This is a genomic window from Streptomyces sp. NPDC087300 (genome assembly GCF_044744425.1).
Lineage (GTDB): Bacteria > Actinomycetota > Actinomycetes > Streptomycetales > Streptomycetaceae > Streptomyces.
Genome location: NZ_JBIUYI010000002.1, coordinates 234744 through 255068, shown reverse-complemented (window position 1 = coordinate 255068; position 20325 = coordinate 234744). Strand labels below are relative to the sequence as shown.

Here is a 20325-nt window from a genome sequence, read left to right as displayed (position 1 = left end):
TAAGGTCTTACATCAAAGGCGGGAAGAGCTTCCATTCCCACTCGTGTGGGTGACAACTCCGGTACGCAGCAAGGAAAGTGAACGCCGATGCCGCCCAGCACCAACGTGCCCCTGCGCCAGCAGCGTCTCGGCGCCGAGCTGCGCAAGCTCCGTGAGCGCGCCGGTCTCACCTCGACCGCGGCTGCCAACCTCCTCGGCGGTCCACAGGCTCGCATCAGCAACATCGAGGCCGGACGCTACGCAGTGAGCGCCGACCGCGTCCGCACACTCGCCCGCAACTACACCTGCTCCGACGACCAGTACGTCGACGCTCTTGCCGACATGACCGGCGGACGCAAGCGCGGCTGGTGGGAGGAGTACCGCGGCACTCTCCCGTCCGGACTGCTCGACCTGGCCGAACTGGAGCATCACACGGAAGAGCTGCGCGTGGCAGTCACCATCCACGTGCCAGGACTGTTGCAGACCACCGAGCACGCCCGCGCCACCATGCGCGAGTCGGTTCCGCCCCTTCGCCCGTACGAGATCGAGCACCGTGTCTCGTACCGAGTGAAGCGTCAGGCCGTTCTCTTCGAGGGCACGCCGACGCCATACCGAGCCATCGTCCACGAAGCCGCGCTCCGTATGGGCTTCGGAGGAGCGGACGTCGCCCGTGAGCAGCTCAAGTACCTGCTGGAGATGAGCGAGCACGACACCATCAGCTTGCGGGTGATCCCCTTCGGCGAGGCCGGATTCCCTGCCTCGGGTCAGCCGATCACCTACGCGCTGGGGCCAGTCCCGCAACTGGACACCGTCGTCCTGGACACTGACCACGGGTGCGAATTCCTGGACGCGGCAGCACAGTTGGAACGCTACCGCTCCGTGCTGGAGCGCATGGATGCCCGCGCCCTCTCCGAGAGCAAGTCACGCACCCTCATCCAGCACATCGCCGCCCGCGACACCTAAGGACCCCCATGCCCGAGCTGCACTGGCAGAAGTCGACGTTCAGCGCCGAGGCCGCCAACTGCGTCTACGTCGCCGCCACCCCCACCGGCGCCATCCACCTCCACGAAAGCGACGACCACCCCGAAGCCATCCTCACCACAGGCCCACGCCAACTCCGCGCCCTGATATCCGCGATCAACCACCAAGGCCCTGGTCGATTCGAGCCAGACAGCGGTGACCAGGGCGTCCTCACTCGCGCCGGCGCCTGAGTGGTGAACGTCTGAAGCGGCGCACAGCTGCGTAATACTCAGCGCTCTTGTCAGGCGGGCACACGAAAGCGGGAGCAGAGTTGGCCAGTGGCGCGTAGGACACCCCCTTAGCTGAGGTGCCGGAGCAGATCAGGCGCCTTGAGGTATCCGTACGGGAGACCGAACGCGAACCTGGCTTCAGTACTGACCGTCTCGGTGCTGATTCTGCTGATCATGCTTCTCGACTACATGATCACGGTGGGAGCATTCTCTGCGGCCACTGCGGCCGAGGTCATTCCGTACCGGTAACCACGGCCGGGAGGAGATACAGGAGCTTCCGGAGTCGCATCAGGAGTCCCTTCGGAGATTAAGTGCGCGCGTGCAAGCTCCGCTGCGGGAGCACAGAGGGTTGTACCGCGTAGATGTGGCCGACGTCATCGCGCAGCTCCAGCAGGAGAGCCAGAAGTACCGGAACTGGCAGAAAGTTTCGGTGATCTGCCTTGCCTTCGGCGTGACCCTGGCCACCGCCTTCAACGGGTACTACAAGCACCGGGGGCGCAGCTACTTCTTGCGGCAGACCGCGGATGCCATCGCAGAGGAAGTCAACGCTTTCATACTGGGCATCGGCGAGTACCGCGAGTTCACCCAGGAGCAAGAGGATCAGGCACTGGCCAAGTTCACTCACCGCGTCGAGACTCTGCGCAATGAGCAAAGGAAGCGTGAGCAGCAACTTGACCAGCCTGCAGACCAGGCTGTCCCGCTGATTCCTCCCTCGGCATGAGCGGGCCGGACCGCGCCGCGGTGGAGGCCCTCGGCCGCCTAGCGCCAGAACGGCGCCTCGACAGGGGCACGCGAGGTGATCCGCGAGAACGCCGCCGGAGCCGTCCAGACAGCCGAGTAGCCGCCGGGGCGACCAGGCCAGGTCAATCGTGACGTCCGCCCAGGACACCTTCGTGCATGACGTTTCGACAGTCACGTTGGTTTGCACGGCCCTTGCTGCCGCCACCAATGCCTGTGGTTGTGCTCCTCCCAGGGCGCGAGAAGGCGGTGCTTGCCCAACTCGAATGCCGCGAAAGTCGAGAGTGTGACGCCATCACGGCTCTGTTCGCGCTTGAGTGATGTGCACAAAGCACGGCCCTCCCAACGAGGCCAGAATAGGACATTCCGCTTACCTGGGGAGGGTGCAGGTGCGACTGAGGGTGACCCTCAACTCGCTTAAGCAGTTGGGGAATTGGGCTGCATAGCGGCTGGTAACGGCCGGTAATAGCCTAAATCCTTTTGGCCAAGTAATCTTGGCGAACTCCTGACCTGCGCAGATCTCACTTACGGTCTCGCGTGAAAGATCGCAGCTCTGACCACCTGACCAGGTCCAGAGCTGTCGACCTGTATCCCGGCAAGGGTGCCTTGCCGACTTCACCAGAGGGGGGAACCTATGCGTGCACGTACCGCGGGCCGTCTGACCTTCGTAACGCTGGCTGCCGCTGCCCTAGCGATGGGCACGATGTCTGCAAGCTACGCCGACTCAGCGGACGGTCCGCAGATCGTCGACACGGCCACGTATACCAATGAGGGAGGGACGGACCCTAGGTCCATGCTCCCGACGGGGGAAGCCACTCCTGCTGAGGGCCCGGAAGTTGAGGCCTTCGCGGATCTACTAGTGAACACATCGGGGCTCGAACTCGTCCAGGGTCCTATCGAGGAGCACTACGAAGAGATTGGTCAGACACTGCGGTTCAACATGGGCGACAAGGACTACGCACATCCCCTTATCGTCACCCGGGTGACGGTCAAGGGAGATGTGCCAGAGTCCGTCATCGCCTCTGAGGGGGACGTGACGCACCGCGCTACGCTCCCTAACGGAAACCAGCTCATGACCGCCCAAGGCAGCGATGGGATCATGGTGGCCACGCTTTCCAAGGCCGGCCAGTTGACGACGTGGTCGGCGCCCGGCGCCACTGGGGCTGCTCCGTTCACCGTAGAAAAGCTCACAGAGTGGGCGACCGCCATCGACGCCCAGCAGCCAGGCCGCATTACCGCCACCTCTGCCATGGCCCTGCGCGCCAAGCCCAGCTGCCAGCTGATCCTTACGAAGCCGTTCACGCACGGAGGCGCCAAGCACATACAGGCGGAGGCTTCGATGCTCTGCAGCCAGAAGGGCAAGGGCAACTTCACCGCCGTCCTGCGCCAGTACCACGGGCTCGGCGTGTGGAAGGAGAAGGACGTCAAGGCCTACACCAACAAACAGGGCAAGAACTTCCCCCTGATCATGAGCTTCAACTGCAGCAAGCTCACGACCTCCAAATGGATATACCGCGCAGACATAGCTAACGCCACGCTGCGAAACGGCAACGGATACTGGGGCAAGCACAACGTGCACTCAGCTACCACGGGCATCCACTGCGCCTGACACCCGACGCGGTTGACGAGTGCGCTGAGAGTGGGCTGAGTTGGCGCCACGCGGCCCGCGCGACAGGCCCTGCTAGCGTGTGGATGCATTAGGGCGAAGGCGCCGTTGGAGGGAGTCGGGTGCGCAGGCAACGGGCGAGTCGTCCGGACTCGGCAGATCTGGCAGTTGTCGGCTGCGGATGGGTCCTGATCGTCGGGGTAGTCGCTCTGCCAGGACTCCTCGTGAAGGACGGTCCACTGACTGCATATATGGCCGCTCTTGGCATGGTGATTGGGGCTCTCTGGGCCAGGAAGAGACTGCGGCCATGATCCGGGTCGCCGGGAGGCGAACCGCCGACATGCGTCGCGCTGCGATAGGGCCCGGCTCCGTCTTCGGAGCCGGGCCCTCTTGATGCTTGACCAACTCGAAGCAGCTAACTGAATCAAACATTCCAGCTTGCCACACGCCAGTCGTTGGGCACGGACGGCTGAGTGCCACTCCAAGAGGGCGAACAGGGCGGCGCCCGGCCTCTTGACGTAGATGGCCAACCCCCTCAACCATGTCGCCCGGTCGCGCCCCACAGGTCCGTCCCGGCCCTGCCCCCTCTCCCGCGGCCTGGAGGATCCGTGTCCGGAGCCCCGCCACGCGCCACCGACAGCGACAGCGACAGCGGGAAGGGCTTCGTCCGTCGCGTGGGTCCCTTCCAGGCCACCGCCATCAACATGAGCCAGATGTGCGGCATCGGGCCCTTCGTCACGATCCCGCTGATGGTCGCCGCGTTCGGCGGGCCGCAGGCCGTCGTCGGGTTCGTCGCGGGCGCGCTGCTCGCGCTCGCCGACGGGCTCATCTGGGCCGAGCTCGGCGCGGCCATGCCAGGCTCCGGCGGGAGTTACGTCTATCTGCGCCAGGCCTTCCAGTACCGCACGGGCCGGCTCATGCCGTTCCTGTTCGTGTGGACGGCGATGCTGTTCATCCCCGTCGGCATGTCGACGGGGATCGTCGGCCTCGTCCAGTACCTCGGATACCTCGCGCCCGGCATGGGACAGACGACCGGCGACCTCGTCGGGCTCGGCATCATCGTGCTGGTGATCGCGCTGCTGTGGCGCGGCATCGAGCACATCGCGCGGATCACCGCCGTGATGTGGGTCGTCATGCTCGTCTCGGTCGGCGCCGTGATCCTCGCGGCGGCCACCCACTTCAACGCGGACATGGCGTTCACCTACCCCGCGAACGCCTTCGAGCTGACGAGCAACCACTTCTGGATCGGCTTCGCCGGCGGCCTGACCATCGGCATCTACGACTATCTCGGCTACAACACCGCCGCGTACATGGGCGCCGAGATCAAGGACCCGGGCCGCACCCTGCCCCGCGCCATCATCTTCTCGATCCTCGGCATCATGGTGATCTACCTGCTCCTCCAGATCGGCACGCTCGGCGTCATCGACTGGCACCGGATGACCGACCCCGGCGACATCGCGTCGACCTCGGTCGCGTCGGCGGTACTGGAGGAGACCTGGGGCAAGGGCGCCGCCGACGTCGTCACGGTCCTGATCCTCGTCACCGCGTTCGCCTCGGTCTTCGCCGGGCTGCTCGGCGGCTCGCGGGTGCCCTACGACGCCGCGCGCGACCGGGTCTTCTTCCGGCCGTACGCCAGGCTGCACCACCGGCACCGCTTCCCGACACTCGGCCTCGCGACCATGGGCGTGGTCTGCGCCGCCGGATTCCTGCTCGGCAGGCACACCGACCTGGCCACGCTGATCCAGCTCCTCACCACCGTGATGGTGCTGGTCCAGGCGCTCGCGCAGATCGCCGCGGTGACGGTACTGCGCAGACGGCAGCCGGGGCTGCGGCGCCCCTACCGCATGTGGCTCTACCCGGTGCCGAGCCTCGTCGCGCTCGTCGGCTGGCTCGTCATCTACGGATACGCCGACAAGAACTCGCCGGGACGGCATCCCATCGAGTGGTCGCTCGCCTGGCTGGGGCTCGGATGCGTGGCGTTCCTGCTGTGGGCGCGGTTCGAGAAGGTCTGGCCGTTCGGACCCAAGGAGATCTCGGAGGAGTATCTGAATCCTCCGGCAGAAGGCTCGCCCGAGCGGACCGATACCGTCACCCCGTGACGGAGACCCCCTGGGACGTACTGCTGCTCGGCGGCGCGTCCGGCATCGGCAAGAGCCTGCTCGCGGCCCAGCTGGCCGACGAACACAAGGCGTTCGTGGTGGAGTTCGACGACGTCGTGGAGGCCGTGCGGGAAATCACGACGGCCGACCGGCACCCCGGACTCCACCTCTTCGACGAACTGCCGGACGACATCGAGGAGACGCTGCCGCAGGACCGCGTGCTCGGCCTCCAGATCGCCACCGCCCGTGCGCTCGAACCCGCCCTCACCGGTGTCGTACGCAACCGGCTGACGGTCGACGCGCCCGCGGTGATCGAGGGCGACTACCTCACCCCCGCCGCGGCGGCGCGGGCCGTCCGCGCGGGGACGGCGGCGGGCCGACGGGTGCGGGCGGTGTTCCTGCACGAGGGCGACGCCGGGCGGATCACCGCCAACTACGCGGCGCGGGAACCGACTGCGGGGCGCCAGACGGCACGGGCGCGGGTGAGCGCGGCGTACTCCCACTGGCTGGCGGAGCAGGCGAGGCAGCACGGGCTGCCCGTGCTGGACGCCCGCCCCTGGCACACGCTTTCGGACCGCGTGCGGGAAGCGGTCGGCTGAGTAGGGGCGTACGCCCACGTACGACCGCGTACGGCGAGGAGGGGCGCGGGCCGGTGACCGGCCCGCGCCCCTCCCCCTCTCCCCTGCCTAGTTCAACGGCCCGGTGACCGGCTCCACCGCCGCGACCAGCGCGCCGGAGCGGACGAAGGCGTCCGCCGCCGCGAGGTCGGGGGCGAGGAAGCGGTCCGGGCCAGGACCCTCGACGCCCGCCTTGCGGACGGCTTCGAGGACGGCGCGGGTGGCGGGCGCGGGGGTGAGGCCGGCGCGGAGCTCGACCGCGCGCGTGGCGGCGTACAGCTCGATGGCGACGATGCGGGCCAGGTTGTCGACCGCGGTGCGCAGCTTGCGGGCCGCGGACCAGCCCATGGAGACGTGGTCCTCCTGCATCGCGGAGGACGGGATGGAGTCTGCGGAGGCCGGGACCGCGAGCCGCTTCATCTCGCTGACCAGGGCGGCCTGCGTGTACTGGGCGATCATCAGGCCGGAGTCGACGCCCGCGTCGTCGGCGAGGAACGGCGGCAGACCGTGCGAACGGTTCTTGTCCAGGAGCCGGTCGGTGCGGCGCTCGGCGATCGAGCCGAGGTCGGCGGCGGCGATCGCGAGGAAGTCGAGGACGTACGCGACCGGGGCGCCGTGGAAGTTGCCGTTGGACTCGACGCGGCCGTCGGGCAGGACGACGGGATTGTCGACGGCGGCGGCCAGTTCGCGCTCGGCGACGGTGCGGGCGTGCGCCATCGTGTCCCGGCCCGCGCCCGCGACCTGCGGGGCGCAGCGCACCGAGTAGGCGTCCTGGACGCGCGGCGCGTCGTCCTGGTGGTGGCCCGTGAGCTCCGAACCGGCGAGCACGGCCAGCATGTTGGCGGCGGCGGCCGCCTGGCCCGGGTGCGGGCGGATGGCGTGCAGCTCGGGCGCGAGGACCTTGTCGGTGCCGAGCAGCGCCTCAAGAGTCAGGGCCGCGGTGACGTCCGCGGACTTGTAGAGGGTCTCCAGGTCGGCGAGGGCCATCACCAGCATGCCGAGCATGCCGTCCGTGCCGTTGAGGAGGGCGAGCCCCTCCTTCTCGCGCAGCTCGACGGGGGTGATGCCGTGCTCGGCGAGCAGCTCGCCCGCGGGCCGCACCTGCCCGTCGGGGCCCTCGGCGTCGCCCTCGCCCATCAGCGTCAGCGCGCAGTGGCTGAGCGGCGCGAGGTCGCCGGAGCAGCCGAGCGAGCCGTACTCGTGGACGACCGGGGTGATGCCCGCGTTCAGCACGTCGGCCATGGTCTGGGCGACCTCGGGGCGTACGCCCGTGTGCCCCGAGCAGACCGTCTTCAGCCGCAGGAACATCAGCGCGCGGACCACTTCACGCTCGACCCGGGGGCCCATGCCGGCCGCGTGCGAGCGGACGATGTTGCGCTGCAACTGGGCGCGCAGATCGGGTCCGATGTGCCGGCTGGCGAGGGCGCCGAAGCCGGTGGAGACGCCGTACACGGGTTCGGGCTTGGCCGCGAGGGCGTCGACGATCTCGCGGGACGCGGCGAGGGCGGTGCGCGCCTCGGCGGTCAGTTCGATCCGCGCGTTGCCCCGCGCGACGGCGATGACGTCCTCGGCGCGCACGCCGGACGTCCCAAGGGCCACAGTGCCCACGCTGTGCATATCCATATTCAGCAGCGTACGGACTGAATCGCCAAGTGTCACGGGTGGATCCGTCCCGGACCACTTACTCCCTCCTTGGCCGCGGGTGCTCCGCCTCGGGCGCGGTCGTGGGGCGGGGCCGCGGCGGTATGTCCGTCCTCGCTATCCCGGTGAACCGCCACCGACATGCACCTCGGCACGCGGCTCTCTGTGCTCCGGGCAGACATACCGCCACGTCCCCTCAGGAGCGCTCGCGACTGCGGGCCGGTGGGGCAGCAGCACGGTCCGGGCGTCTGTGGGGCAGCCCTCCACCGGGCCGCGGCCGCGCAACCGTCCCGAGGGGACGTGGGGGTATGTGCGCACGGAGCACAAGTGGCCACCGAGGCAAGGAAGCAAGCCCATTGGCTCTTGCCCCGGGATAGCGAGTACGTACATACCCCCACGGCCCCGCCCCACAGATGAACAGAGCACACCAGCCCACCCGGACCCGCAGACAACCCCCGCCCCGGCCCGCGCCCAGCGCCCGCACGGCCGGACCTACCGCCCCCGGAACCTCCGCCGGTCCCCGACCTCCCCCTCCCCCGCCGGCGCGTCCGCGAGCCGGATCACCGGATCGTCCACGCCCTCCCGCCCCGCCACCACCGGCTTCCCCGCCCGCGCCGCCTTCGCCCGGTACTGCGCCGCGTCCGCGAGCCGGAACAGCCGGCGGGCCGAGCGCACCGGACCGATCGGATCGCCGGTCGAGGCGACCCCGCAGGCGATCCCGTCGCCGAGCTCCAACTCGGCGGCCCGTACGCACAGTTCATCGGCCACCCGGACCACCTCGTCCGCCGTGGGCCCCACCGAGAGCAGACAGAACTCGTCGCCGCCGAGCCGCGCCGCGAGCGCCCCGGGCAGCATCGCGCCACAGAGGGAGAGGACCGAGCCGAACCGTTCCAGGAGCCGGTCGCCGACCGCATGGCCCCGGGTGTCGTTGACCCGCTTGAGCCCGTTCACGTCGCAGACCACGAGGCTCACCACGGCGCCGTCCGTCCGGTGCCGCTCCACCGCCTCGTCGAGCCGCAGATCGACCGCACGCCGGTTGGCGAGCCCGGTGAGCGCGTCGGTGAAGGCGAGCCGCCGCGCCTCCTCAAGGCGCTCCGTCTGCGCGATCCCCGCGGCGACCACCGCGGCGAGGACCGTGGCGAAGTCGGCGTCCGCCCGGTCGAAGACCGGCGCGCCCACCGGCCGCGCCACATACAGCTCGCCCCAGGCCCGCCCGTGCAGCACGATCGGCGCGACCACACAGCAGCCGCGTCCACGCCTGCGCAGCGCGGTGACCCGCTCGTGGCAGTACCCGGCGACACCCTCCGCGACCCGGCCGCTCCGGCCGGCCGGAGGCCCACCGCCCGCGGCCCCCCGAGCCGTCTCGACCCAGGCGTGCGGCTCACCGCCTCCGGCCCACCGCTCGTGCAGGAACTCGGTGATCTCCGGGAACTGGTGGACGGGGTACGCCTCCCGCTCCGGGAACTCCTCCTCGCCCTGGGCGCGTTCGCCCGCGTTCACGAGCACCCGCAGCCGCCCCAGATCCCGCTCCCACACCGACAGCGCGGCGAAACTCCCGTGCAGCGCGCGGCAGGCGCCCAGGGCGGCCGCGCGCCAGGACTCCCGTGGAGCGTGCGCCGCCGCCATCCCCTGCGCCAGCTCCACCACGGCCCGCAGCCGGACATCCTCACCCATTACTCCAGGCTAGGAGGTTTACGGCATTTTGGAACTTTGGGACATCCCCTGAACGTCACCCGAGCCACACCAGGGCTCACTCGCCGGGCCACTCCGGCTTCCGCTTCTCGTTGAACGCGGCGACACCCTCCACCCGGTCGCCCGAGAACGCCACATCGCGCCACGCCGCGTCCTCCACCTCAAGCCCGGCGCGCAGGTCGAGGCCATGGCCGAGGCGCAGCGCGCGCTTGGCGGCACGCAGCCCGACCGGCGAGTTGGCGGCCATCCTGGCGCCGAGCGCGAGGCCCTCCGTACGTGCCTCGCCCGCCTCGACCAGCACGTCCACCAGGCCCAACTCCCGCGCCTCCGCCGCCTCCACGCGCCGCGCGGAGAAGATCAGCTCGGCCGCGCGGGCGGCCCCGACCCGACGCGGCAGCAGCTGGGTGCCGCCGCCACCGGGGATGACGCCGACCGACACCTCGGGCAGGCCGACCACCGCGGTCGCGTCGGCGACGATGACGTCGCACGACAGCGCGAGCTCGAACCCGCCGCCGAGGGCGAAGCCGTGCACGGCGGCGATCGTCGGCATGGGCAGTTCGAGCACGCCCCCGTAGGCACCGCGCGAGGTGGGCCGCTGACGGCGCAACTCGGCGTCGCTGAAGGAGTTCCGCTCCTTGAGGTCGGCGCCGACGCAGAAGGCCCGCTCGTGGGTGGAGGTCAGCACGACGACGCGGGCCTCACGGTCGTCCGTGAGTGCGGCGCAGGCGGCGGCGATCGAGCGCCCCATCTCCGCCGACACGGCGTTCATGGCCTTGGGCCGGTCGAGAACGAGCTCGACGACGTGGCCGTGCCGCCTGACCGCCACGTACTCCCCGTACCGCTGCTCGTCACCCATGACGTCTCCTCCACCCGGTTAACGATCGTTACCGAGGGATCATGTCAGCCGCTCCCGGCCCACGGAAGGGCCGCCCGAGGGTCAGCCCCTGCGGGCGAGCAGCCAGGGCTCGACGACACCGAGCCCGCGCACCGGCCGCTGCCACATCGGCTGGAGGGCGAAGCGGTAGGTCGGCGGGTCCTCGCCCTCCTTCTCCGCGCGCTCGGCCAGCGCGGCGGCGTCCGCCTCGGAGGCGGGCGCGTCACCGGTCCGCGTCAGCTCCTCGGCGAAGGCACCGTCCACCAGGACCGCGTCCCGAGGAGCTATCGAGGTGAGCCGCGACGCGAGGTTCACGGTCGTGCCGAAGACGTCGCCCATGCGCGTGGTCACGGTCCCGAACGCGATGCCGACGCGCAGCTCCGGCATGGTCTCGTCGTTGGCCATGGTCTCGATCAGGCGCAGCGCGATCTCCGCGGCGGTCCCGGCGTCGTCGGCCGCGTACAGGACCTCGTCCCCGAGCGTCTTGATGAGCCGCCCGCCGTGCGCGGCGACCAGGTCGGCCGCGGTGGTCTCGAAGGCCTCGACGAGCTCGCCGAGCTCCTCCTCCTCCATGCGCCGGGTCAGCCGGGTGAAGCCGACGAGGTCGGCGAACCCCACGGCGAGCCGCCGGTCGACCATCTCCTCGTCGTCGGCGGCCTGCACCACGCGTCCGGTGGCCGCGGCGAGCTGGCGCCGCCACACGTAGACGAGGAACTCCTCCAGCTCGGGCAGCAGCAGCTCGACGAGCGGATACGTGACTTCCGTACGCGTCATCCCCGGCTCGGGCGGCTCGGTGAGCCCCTCCAGGAAGGAGTCGATCTGCCACTCCGCGAGGCGCGCGGTGGTCTGCCCGGTCGAGCGCGCCACCTGTACGGCCATGGCCTCGCTCAGCAGGCCCGCCTCGACGAGTCCGGCGAGCCGGCGCAGGGCCAGCACGTCGGCCTCGGTCAGCGCCTTGGCCTGCCCGATGTCGGGAAAGCCCATGGCGCGCCAGAACCGCGAGGCCAGTTCCATGGAGACGCCCGCGCTGCGGGCCGCCTGGAACGGCGTATAGCGACGGTCGGCCCCGAGGATCAGCTGCTCCAGCCGCAGAGCGAGAGGATCCTTGTCCGGCTCGTCGTCCACCTCGGGGACCCCGGCGCCCACTTCCGGTACCTCGCCGGATCCCGTGTCGTCGACGGTCACGCCTGCTGCCCTTCCGATCTGCCGCGGTCAGGTATCGACCGGCGCCAACTTTACGGCAGGTGTGCCGCAGCTCACTCCCGACTCCCGTTACCCACCTCTTGACCCACGGTCCTGCACGACGACCAACGCCTTCAACCCCCCGTAATCCCCCTCGGCGACGGGGGCCGTGCCCACCCGTTCCGCCCTGCGGAACGATTGCCCACAGCGGGAGCCCCCCCGGCGGTGCAGCCCCACCCGCTCGCAGCCGCGAGCGCTCCTGAGGGAACGTGGCGGTATGTCTGCCCGGAGTACGGAGAGCCACGAGCCGAGGTGCACGAGGGTGGCGGTTCACCGGGACAGCGAGGACGGACATACCGGCGCGGCCCCGCCCCACGACCGCACCCAAGGCGCACCGGCCCGAGGACACCCCTCACCCCGCAGCGCGCAGATGCACGATGTCCCCCGCCCCCACAGGCTCCTGCACCCCGTCCCCCGTAGCGAGCACGAGCCGCCCGTCCCCGTCCACCGCGACCGCCTCCCCGGTGATCGCCCGATCCCCCGGCAGCTCCGCCCGCACCGCACGCCCCAACGTCGCGCACCCCGCCGCGTACGTCTCCTGGAGCCCCGAAGCCCCGGGATCACCGCCCGCGGCCCGCCAGTCCCCGTACCACTGCTCAAGGGACCGCAGCACGGCCCGCAGCAGCGGGTCCCGGTCCGTCGACGCCGCCCCGGCAAGCGCCAGCGACCCCGCCGTCGGCACCGGCAGCTCGTCCTCGCGCAGCGTCACGTTGAGCCCGACGCCCACCACGACCCCGCCCCCGTCGACCGGCCCCGCCCGCTCCGCGAGGATGCCCCCGGCCTTGCGCTCGGCCCCGTCCACAGTCACCAGGACGTCGTTGGGCCACTTGAGTGCGGTGTCCACCCCGGCGGCCCGGGAGAGCCCCGTGGCGACGGCGACGCCGGTGAGCAGCGGCAGCCATCCCCACCGCTCGACGGGGACCTCGGACGGCTTGAGCAGGACGGAGAAGAAGAGCCCGGACCTGGCGGGGGCGGACCACTGCCGGTCGAGGCGCCCGCGCCCCGCGCTCTGCTCCTCGGCGACGAGCACGGCCCCTTCGGGCAGCTCACCGGCCCGCCCCGCGAGGTCACTGTTGGTGGAGCCGGTACTCGCCACCACGTCGAGGGAGGTCCAGAGCCCGCCCTCACGGACGAGAGCGCGCCGCAGCGAAGCGGCGTTCAGCGGCGGCCTGGCCAGGTCGGACCAGCGGTTGTCTTCAGCATCGGACGACGTCATGCAAGCCACCCTAGGTGTGGTAAACGCCGCACTGCCGAACCGTATCGGCGCCGATACGCTACGGGTCAGTAGCCAGCCGCACCGCAAGCCGCCAGACGCCCCGATGAGCAGGCAGGGAGCCGCATCCCTATGTCCGAGATCGACATCCACACGACCGCAGGCAAGCTCGCCGATCTGCAGCGCCGTATCGAGGAGGCCAAACACGCGGGCTCGGCGCGCGCGGTCGAGAAGCAGCACGCCAAGGGCAAGTTGACGGCGCGTGAGCGGATCGAGCTGCTGCTCGACGAGGGGTCCTTCGTCGAGCTGGACGAGTTCGCGCAGCACCGTTCGACCAACTTCGGCCTGGAGCAGAACAGGCCGTACGGCGACGGCGTGGTGACCGGCTACGGCACCGTGGACGGCCGCCCCGTGGCCGTGTTCTCGCAGGACTTCACGGTCTTCGGCGGCGCGCTCGGCGAGGTCTTCGGGCAGAAGATCGTCAAGGTCATGGACTTCGCGCTGAAGACCGGCTGCCCGGTCATCGGCATCAACGACTCCGGCGGCGCCCGCATCCAGGAGGGCGTCATGGCCCTCGGCATGTACGGCGAGATCTTCCGCCGCAACACGCATGCCTCCGGCGTGATCCCGCAGATCTCGCTGGTCGTCGGCCCGTGCGCGGGCGGCGCCGTCTACTCCCCCGCGATCACCGACTTCACGGTGATGGTCGACCAGACCTCGCACATGTTCATCACGGGCCCGGACGTCATCAAGACGGTCACCGGCGAGGACGTCGGCTTCGAGGAGCTCGGCGGCGCGCGGACGCACAACAGCACGTCGGGCGTCGCGCACCACATGGCGGGCGACGAGAAGGACGCGATCGAGTACGTCAAGTCCCTGCTCTCGTACCTGCCTTCGAACAACCTGAGCGACCCGCCGGCCTTCCCCGAGGAGGCGGACCTGGCGCTGACGGACGAGGACCGCGAGCTGGACACGCTCGTCCCGGACAGCGCCAACCAGCCGTACGACATGCACGGCGTACTCGAACACGTGCTGGACGACGGGGAGTTCTTCGAGACGCAGCCCCTGTTCGCGCCGAACATCATCACCGGCTTCGGCCGGATCGAGGGCCGCCCGGTCGGCATCGTCGCCAACCAGCCGACGCAGTTCGCCGGTTGCCTGAACATCGACGCCTCCGAGAAGGGCGCCCGCTTCGTCCGCACCTGCGACGCGTTCAACGTCCCGGTCATCACCTTCGTCGACGTGCCGGGCTTCCTGCCGGGCGTCGAGCAGGAGCACACCGGCATCATCCGGCGCGGCGCGAAGCTGATCTACGCGTACGCCGAGGCGACGGTCCCGCTGATCACCGTCATCACGCGCAAGGCGTTCGGCGGCGCGTACGACGTGATGGGCTCCAAGCACCTGGGCGCCGACCTCAACCTGGCCTGGCCGACCGCGCAGATCGCGGTGATGGGCGCGCAGGGCGCGGTGAACATCCTGCACCGGCGCACCATCGCCGCCGCCGATGACCAGGAGGCGACCCGGGCGCGGCTGATCCAGGAGTACGAGGACACGCTGCTCAACCCTTACACGGCGGCGGAGCGCGGCTACATCGACGCGGTCGTGATGCCGTCCGAGACCCGCGCCCACCTCGTCCGCGGCCTGCGTCAGCTGCGTACGAAGCGGGAATCCCTCCCTCCGAAGAAGCACGGCAACATCCCCCTGTAGTCCGCCGAGGCACCCAGTCGCCCCCTAGCCCCCCAGGGAGCAGTCATGATCAAGGTCGTACGGGGCAATCCGACCCCGGAGGAGCTCGCCGCCGCCCTGGCGGTGGTCCAGGCGCGCGCCGCGGCGGTGGCGAACCAGCCGTCCGGCGCGCCCGCGCCCCCCGACGCCTGGGCCGACCCCGCGCGGGTGGCCCGGCACCGGCTGCCCGCGCCGGGCCCCACGACGTGGGGACGTACCTACTGGCCGGGCTAGGAACACCGGGCCGGGGAACTTGAGTACGCGTACTCAGGCGCCCCGGCCCCCGCCGAGCGCACCATCGATCGCATGCTGTGGTCGGATCCGGAGAACAGCCCGCCCAAGGACATGCGGGACATGCAGGCGAAGATGCGCCGTGCGGGACTCGTCCTTGCCCTGGCCATGGTGGTGGCGATGTGCGTGCTCGGCATCCGCTGAACCCCGTCCCCGCCGCCGCTCGCTACGCTGGCCGCATGAGTGATCCGCGCCGCCGTCTCGTGCTCGCCTCCCAGTCCCCCGCCCGCCTCGGGCTGCTCCGCCAGGCGGGCCTCGCACCCGAGGTGATCGTCAGCGGGGTCGACGAGGACGCGGTCTCCGCACCGACCCCCGCCGAACTCGCCCTGGCCCTCGCCGAGGCCAAGGCATCGGTGGTCGCCGCGCGCCCCGACGTCAAGGGCGCCCTGGTGATCGGCTGCGACTCGGTGCTCGAACTGGACGGGCAGGCGCTCGGCAAGCCCGCCGACGCCGAGGAGGCCACCGCCCGCTGGAAGTCGATGCGCGGCCGCGCGGGCGTCCTGCAGACGGGCCACTGCGTCCGTGACACCGCGTCGGGCCGGTACGCCTCGGGCACGGCGTCGACCGTGGTGCGCTTCGGCGAGCCGTCGGACGAGGAGATCGCCGCGTACGTCGCGAGCGGCGAACCGCTGCACGTGGCGGGGGCGTTCACCCTCGACGGCCGCTCGGCCCCGTTCATCGAGGGCATCGAGGGCGACCACGGCAACGTGATCGGCCTCTCGCTGCCGCTCCTTCGCCGCCTTCTGGCGCAACTGGACGTGGGCATCACGCAGTTGTGGGCCTAGGACCCCAGGGCGCCCGGAGCGCCTCAGGCGGGCTGCGGGGCGCCGTTCTCGGGCGTCCCTCCGCTGCCGCCGTCGGCCCGCGCGCCACCGTCCTGCTGGGCCTTCTTGTCGTACGCCACGAGCGTCAGGACGAGCAGGCCGAGGACGACCATCATGAACACGAAGGCGGGCCAGCCCACCAGGCCGACGGAGAACGCGCCGAGCAGCGCGTGCACGACGGCGCAGCTGATCAGGAGCAGCCGGCCGAAGGTGCCGGGGGCGCGGTCGCGGGCCGCCGTGCGGGCCAAGACGATGCCGCACAGGGCGAGATAGCCGCCGAAGAGGACGCCCGCGATCCAGGTCGACACGGTCATCGCGCGCGGGTCGAGCCCGGCCAGGGACATGTCCTGCTTGTCGACGACGAGGCCGAGGAACCAGTTGAGGAGCGCGATGCCGACCGCCTCCGCGAAGAGAACGATCGCGCCCACCCAGGCCACCGGTCTGCGCGCCACGGCGCCCCACCCACTTTCCGCTGCTGTTACCCCAAGTACGTTCGAGCCATCGCGAACGCTACTAACGGGTAAACCGGGGGACAAGGGCTGTGCCACAGGCAAAGAATCATTGGGCCATTCGTAGGGACTCCACAAAGAAAGCCGCCCCGCCGCAGCGCTGACTCACAGAGACCTTGGCCACACCGGAGGGCTACGCTGCCGAGAAGGAACCCTGCGTACCGTGGTACGACAAGGGATTTCACGGATCGAGCGGGCCTCGAATCACACTCCGTGTGGGCAAGCTCACCCTTGGGGACGGGTCGTAAGCCCGTGTCGGCAGTCCCTAAACTCGGCTTGTTTCAAGGAGGGAGCCATCGTGCGCAAGGTGCTCATCGCCAACCGTGGCGAAATCGCTGTCCGTGTTGCTCGGGCATGCCGGGACGCAGGGATCGCGAGCGTAGCCGTCTACGCAGACCCCGACCGGGACGCTCTGCATGTACGGGCGGCCGATGAGGCGTTCGCGCTGGGCGGTGACACTCCGGCCACCAGCTACCTGGACATCTCCAAGGTGCTGGCCGCGGCCAAGGACGCGGGGGCGGACGCGATCCACCCCGGCTACGGCTTCCTTTCGGAGAACGCCGACTTCGCGCAGGCCGTCATCGACGCGGGCCTGAACTGGATCGGCCCGCCGCCGCAGGCCATCCGCGACCTGGGCGACAAGGTCGCCGCGCGGCACATCGCGCAGCGCGCCGGCGCCCCGCTGGTCGCGGGCACCCCGGACCCGGTGTCGGGCTCCGACGAGGTCGTGGCCTTCGCCGAGGAGCACGGCCTGCCGATCGCCATCAAGGCGGCGTTCGGCGGCGGCGGCCGCGGCCTGAAGGTCGCCCGCACGCTCGAAGAGGTGCCCGAGCTGTACGAGTCCGCGGTGCGCGAGGCGGTGGCCGCCTTCGGCCGCGGCGAGTGCTTCGTGGAGCGTTACCTGGACAAGCCGCGGCACGTGGAGACCCAGTGCCTGGCCGACCAGCACGGCAACGTGGTCGTCGTCTCGACCCGTGACTGCTCGCTGCAGCGCCGCCACCAGAAGCTCGTGGAGGAGGCCCCCGCGCCGTTCCTCTCCGACGCCCAGGTCGAGGAGCTGTACAGCTCGTCGAAGGCGATCCTGAAGGAGGCCGGCTACGTCGGCGCGGGCACCGTCGAGTTCCTCGTCGGCGCCGACGGCACGATCTCCTTCCTGGAGGTCAACACCCGTCTTCAGGTGGAGCACCCGGTCACCGAAGAGGTGGCGGGCATCGACCTCGTACGCGAGATGTTCCGCATCGCCGACGGCGAGGAACTGGGCTACGGCGACCCCGAACTGCGCGGCCATTCCTTCGAGTTCCGCATCAACGGCGAGGACCCGGGCCGGGGCTTCCTGCCCGCGCCCGGCACCGTCACCGCCTTCGCGCCGCCGTCGGGTCCGGGTGTCCGCCTGGACGCGGGCGTCGAGTCGGGCTCGGTCATCGGCCCGGCCTGGGACTCGCTCCTGGCCAAGCTGATCGTGACGGGCGCGACGCGCGAGCAGGCGCTGCAGCGTGCGGCGCGCGCCCTGGACGAGTTCAACGTCGAGGGCATGGCCACGGCCATCCCGTTCCACCGCGCCGTCGTCAGGGACCCGGCGTTCGCGCCCGAACTGACCGGCTCCGACGAGCCGTTCACGATCTTCACGCGGTGGATCGAGACCGAGTTCAAGAACGAGATCCCGGCCTTCGCCGCGCCCGCGGCGGACGCGGAGACCGACGAGGAGCCGGGCCGCGAGACGGTCGTCGTCGAGGTCGGCGGCAAGCGCCTGGAGGTCTCGCTGCCGTCCTCCCTCGGCATGACGATCGCCCGCACCGCGGCGGCGGGCGGCGCCCGTCCCAAGCGGCGCGCGGCCAAGAAGTCCGGCCCCGCGGCCTCCGGCGACACCCTCGCCTCGCCCATGCAGGGCACGATCGTCAAGGTCGCGGTCGAGGAGGGCCAGGAGGTCAACGAGGGCGACCTGGTCGTCGTCCTGGAGGCCATGAAGATGGAACAGCCCCTGAACGCGCACCGTTCGGGCACGGTCAAGGGCCTCGTCGCGGAGGTCGGCGCGAGCCTGACCTCCGGTGCGGTGATCTGCGAGATCAAGGACTGACTCCGCAACACCGGACGGGCTGGGTACGCGAGTATCCAGCCCGTCCGGCGTTTGAGGACGAACTCGGCGGAGCCGGTGACCGGCGTCAGCCACGGTGCCGAGGGACATGCAACCGCCCCCATCCCCACCGCGTCCTACCCCCACGTAGAACCGAAGACCACGGGGGGACTTCAGTGACACGCACGGGGGACGTACTCTGCCTGCCGCCCGCCGCGGGCGTCATCGCGGGCACCGCCTGGTACGCGGCGCACGCCGCACCGGGCGACCGCTACGAAGCGGGACTCCTGCTCGGCCTCGCCACGGCCCTCACCGTGGCCCTGCTGCGCCGCTTCACCACACTGCCGTTGGGGCGCCGCCGCCCCTACACCTTCGCGCTGCCGCTGCCCGCGCCCGACTGGCGCTCCCCACTGCCGGATCCACGGGGCGACCCCGCGGCCCTGCACGGGTACGCGGAGGAACGCGCGGCGCTCCTGAGCGACGCCGCCGCGCTCGGCGACAGCCTGCGCGACACCTGCTCGCTGACGCCGCCGCTGCGCACCGAGCTGACCTCGTTCGCGACGACGGCGTCGATCCAGGCGAGCAACTCGGTGATCCTGCCGTCCTTCGAGGGCCCCGAAAGCCCGGACCCCGCGTACGACGCCGCGCACGCGGTCGGCGAGCTCGTCGCGGGCATCGAGTTCAGCCGCATCGGGCTGCGGGCCCTGGAGGCGTTGGTGACGGAGCGGCCGCTGCGCCCGGACCCGCCCTGCTACTTCAACCCCCTGCACGACCGCGGGCACGCGCGCGTGGCGCCGCCCGCCGTCCTGGAGGGCACCGCGGTGGAGGTGGCCGCCTGCGACGGCTGCGCGCGGGAGCCCGCCCCGCTCCTGGTGCCTTCGGCGGCCGGACCCGTGCCGTACTACGAGAGCGACGCCGTGGACCCGCGCTGGCGGCTGCTCGGCTACGGAGCCGCGGTGCCGGACAACGGGGCCACGATGATCGCCACGGCCCGCGACGGACTGCGTCCCGGCGCCAAGCCGCAGCGCGCGAAGGTGAGTTGAGGATCATGGGAGAGCTGGCCGCGGGCGCACTGACCGGGCTCGCCGTGGGCACCTGCGTCACCTATCCGCTGGTGCTCTGGCTGACCCGCGGTCTGCGCGGCGGCGCGCTGCCGCCGCACCGCCGCGAGCGCAGGGCCCGCACGGAGCTGAACGCCTTCTTCGGTCACCGGACGTCCTGACCCGGCCGGCGCCGACCCGATCGGCCGGTCCCGGCAGTGGCATCCTTGACGTATGACGACCGGCACGGGACAGCAGGCGAGACCCCCGCAGGAGTCCGCGCGCGCCATGCGGGCCGACGCACGCCGCAACTACGAGCGGCTGCTCGCCGAGGCGCGCACCGCCTTCGCGGAGCACGGCACGGGCGCGTCCCTGGAGGACGTGGCACGCCGCGCGGGCGTCGGCATCGGCACGCTCTACCGGCACTTCCCGAACCGGCACGCGCTGATGAGCGCGGTCTGGGAGGACGCGGTCAGCGATCTCCTCGCGCGCTCGCACGCGCTCATCGACGACCCGCAGCCCTGCTCCGCACTGGTGGCGTGGCTGCGCGCGATCGTCACTCATGCGGGTGAGTACCGCGGCCTGTCGAGCGCGCTCATGTCGGCGTCGCACGACGACAGTTCGGCGCTCTCCCGGTGCAGCAAGCCGATGCGCGAGGCGGGCTCGACCCTGCTCGCCCGCGCGCAGGAGGCGGGGGCCGTACGGGCCGACGTCTCCATCTCCGACCTGCTCCAGCTGACCAACGCGATCTCACTGGCGGCCGAAGAGACCCCGGACGACCCGGAGTTGGCCGACCGCCTGCTCCTCCTGACCCTGCGGGGTCTGAAGGCGGACGAGCGGCCGACGGCGTAGCCACCCCGCCGCAGGGCAGGGCGCATCGCCCGCCGTCACTCCCGTCCGGGCCCGCACCGCGA

20 protein-coding genes are annotated in these 20325 nt (G+C 70.8%); 14 read left to right on the top strand and 6 right to left on the bottom strand.

Annotated features, from left to right (window positions below; genetic code table 11):
• Window positions 1–87 precede the first annotated feature (87 nt).
• The 6 genes from ACIO9J_RS06745 (at window position 88) to ACIO9J_RS06720 (ending at window position 6271) form a co-directional block, all read left to right on the top strand.
• Window positions 88–942: a helix-turn-helix domain-containing protein gene (locus ACIO9J_RS06745; RefSeq protein WP_401993665.1), complete on the top strand. Its 855-nt coding sequence runs from the start codon at window positions 88–90 to the stop codon at window positions 940–942.
• An 8-nt stretch (window positions 943–950) separates the two neighbouring features.
• Window positions 951–1190 carry a DUF397 domain-containing protein gene (locus ACIO9J_RS06740; protein ID WP_401993662.1) on the top strand — a complete coding sequence of 80 codons (240 nt, stop codon included), beginning with the start codon at window positions 951–953 and terminating at the stop codon, window positions 1188–1190.
• A 403-nt stretch (window positions 1191–1593) separates the two neighbouring features.
• The gene (locus ACIO9J_RS06735; RefSeq protein ID WP_401993660.1) at window positions 1594–1950 is read left to right on the top strand and encodes an SLATT domain-containing protein; all 357 of its coding nucleotides are present in this window, start codon (window positions 1594–1596) and stop codon (window positions 1948–1950) included.
• A 651-nt stretch (window positions 1951–2601) separates the two neighbouring features.
• Window positions 2602–3576, top strand: coding sequence for a hypothetical protein (locus ACIO9J_RS06730; protein WP_401993657.1), 975 nt, complete (start codon window positions 2602–2604; stop codon window positions 3574–3576).
• 710 nt (window positions 3577–4286) lie between these two features.
• A complete protein-coding gene (locus ACIO9J_RS06725) occupies window positions 4287–5672 on the top strand; it encodes an APC family permease (RefSeq protein WP_401995859.1) in 1386 nt (461 codons plus the stop codon).
• Window positions 5669–6271, top strand: coding sequence for an AAA family ATPase (locus ACIO9J_RS06720; protein ID WP_401993654.1), 603 nt, complete (start codon window positions 5669–5671; stop codon window positions 6269–6271). The genes ACIO9J_RS06725 and ACIO9J_RS06720 overlap by 4 nt, the downstream gene beginning before the upstream one ends.
• Before the next feature lie 87 nt (window positions 6272–6358).
• Here ACIO9J_RS06720 and hutH read toward each other — a convergent pair whose 3' ends face one another.
• The 5 genes from hutH to ACIO9J_RS06695 all read right to left on the bottom strand — a co-directional run bounded on the left by hutH (window position 6359) and on the right by ACIO9J_RS06695 (window position 12954).
• On the bottom strand, window positions 6359–7897 hold the full coding sequence (gene hutH / locus ACIO9J_RS06715; protein WP_401995856.1) for a histidine ammonia-lyase: 1539 nt from the start codon (window positions 7895–7897) through the stop codon (window positions 6359–6361).
• A gap of 525 nt (window positions 7898–8422) precedes the next feature.
• A complete protein-coding gene (locus tag ACIO9J_RS06710) occupies window positions 8423–9604 on the bottom strand; it encodes a diguanylate cyclase domain-containing protein (protein WP_401993651.1) in 1182 nt (393 codons plus the stop codon).
• 76 nt (window positions 9605–9680) lie between these two features.
• Window positions 9681–10478 (bottom strand): enoyl-CoA hydratase/isomerase family protein, encoded by a 798-nt coding sequence (locus tag ACIO9J_RS06705; protein WP_401993649.1) that lies wholly within the window; start codon window positions 10476–10478, stop codon window positions 9681–9683.
• A gap of 81 nt (window positions 10479–10559) precedes the next feature.
• Window positions 10560–11681: an adenylate/guanylate cyclase domain-containing protein gene (locus ACIO9J_RS06700; protein ID WP_401993646.1), complete on the bottom strand. Its 1122-nt coding sequence runs from the start codon at window positions 11679–11681 to the stop codon at window positions 10560–10562.
• Window positions 11682–12090: 409 nt separating this feature from the next.
• Window positions 12091–12954: a biotin--[acetyl-CoA-carboxylase] ligase gene (locus tag ACIO9J_RS06695; RefSeq protein WP_401993644.1), complete on the bottom strand. Its 864-nt coding sequence runs from the start codon at window positions 12952–12954 to the stop codon at window positions 12091–12093.
• A 129-nt stretch (window positions 12955–13083) separates the two neighbouring features.
• Between ACIO9J_RS06695 and ACIO9J_RS06690 the strand changes: the two genes are divergently transcribed.
• The 4 genes from ACIO9J_RS06690 to ACIO9J_RS06675 all read left to right on the top strand — a co-directional run bounded on the left by ACIO9J_RS06690 (window position 13084) and on the right by ACIO9J_RS06675 (window position 15752).
• The gene (locus ACIO9J_RS06690; RefSeq protein ID WP_401993641.1) at window positions 13084–14658 is read left to right on the top strand and encodes an acyl-CoA carboxylase subunit beta; all 1575 of its coding nucleotides are present in this window, start codon (window positions 13084–13086) and stop codon (window positions 14656–14658) included.
• Window positions 14659–14703: 45 nt separating this feature from the next.
• Window positions 14704–14910, top strand: a complete 207-nt coding sequence (locus tag ACIO9J_RS06685) for an acyl-CoA carboxylase subunit epsilon (RefSeq protein WP_401993638.1) — start codon at window positions 14704–14706, stop codon at window positions 14908–14910.
• A gap of 72 nt (window positions 14911–14982) precedes the next feature.
• Complete coding sequence (mmpB, locus tag ACIO9J_RS06680; RefSeq protein ID WP_401993635.1) at window positions 14983–15111, top strand: morphogenic membrane protein MmpB; 129 nt, start codon at window positions 14983–14985, stop codon at window positions 15109–15111.
• A 35-nt stretch (window positions 15112–15146) separates the two neighbouring features.
• Window positions 15147–15752 carry a Maf family protein gene (locus tag ACIO9J_RS06675; protein ID WP_401993632.1) on the top strand — a complete coding sequence of 202 codons (606 nt, stop codon included), beginning with the start codon at window positions 15147–15149 and terminating at the stop codon, window positions 15750–15752.
• Between the two features lie 23 nt (window positions 15753–15775).
• Here ACIO9J_RS06675 and ACIO9J_RS06670 read toward each other — a convergent pair whose 3' ends face one another.
• Window positions 15776–16243, bottom strand: coding sequence for a hypothetical protein (locus ACIO9J_RS06670; protein ID WP_401993629.1), 468 nt, complete (start codon window positions 16241–16243; stop codon window positions 15776–15778).
• Window positions 16244–16598: 355 nt separating this feature from the next.
• Here ACIO9J_RS06670 and ACIO9J_RS06665 point away from each other — a divergent pair, with 355 nt between their 5' ends.
• The 4 genes from ACIO9J_RS06665 to ACIO9J_RS06650 all read left to right on the top strand — a co-directional run bounded on the left by ACIO9J_RS06665 (window position 16599) and on the right by ACIO9J_RS06650 (window position 20263).
• A complete protein-coding gene (locus ACIO9J_RS06665; RefSeq protein WP_401993626.1) occupies window positions 16599–18374 on the top strand; it encodes an acetyl/propionyl/methylcrotonyl-CoA carboxylase subunit alpha in 1776 nt (591 codons plus the stop codon).
• 173 nt (window positions 18375–18547) lie between these two features.
• A complete protein-coding gene (locus ACIO9J_RS06660) occupies window positions 18548–19414 on the top strand; it encodes a hypothetical protein (RefSeq protein ID WP_401993623.1) in 867 nt (288 codons plus the stop codon).
• A gap of 5 nt (window positions 19415–19419) precedes the next feature.
• A complete protein-coding gene (locus ACIO9J_RS06655) occupies window positions 19420–19593 on the top strand; it encodes a hypothetical protein (protein ID WP_401993620.1) in 174 nt (57 codons plus the stop codon).
• A 52-nt stretch (window positions 19594–19645) separates the two neighbouring features.
• On the top strand, window positions 19646–20263 hold the full coding sequence (locus ACIO9J_RS06650; RefSeq protein WP_401993617.1) for a TetR/AcrR family transcriptional regulator: 618 nt from the start codon (window positions 19646–19648) through the stop codon (window positions 20261–20263).
• Window positions 20264–20325: the final 62 nt, after the last annotated feature.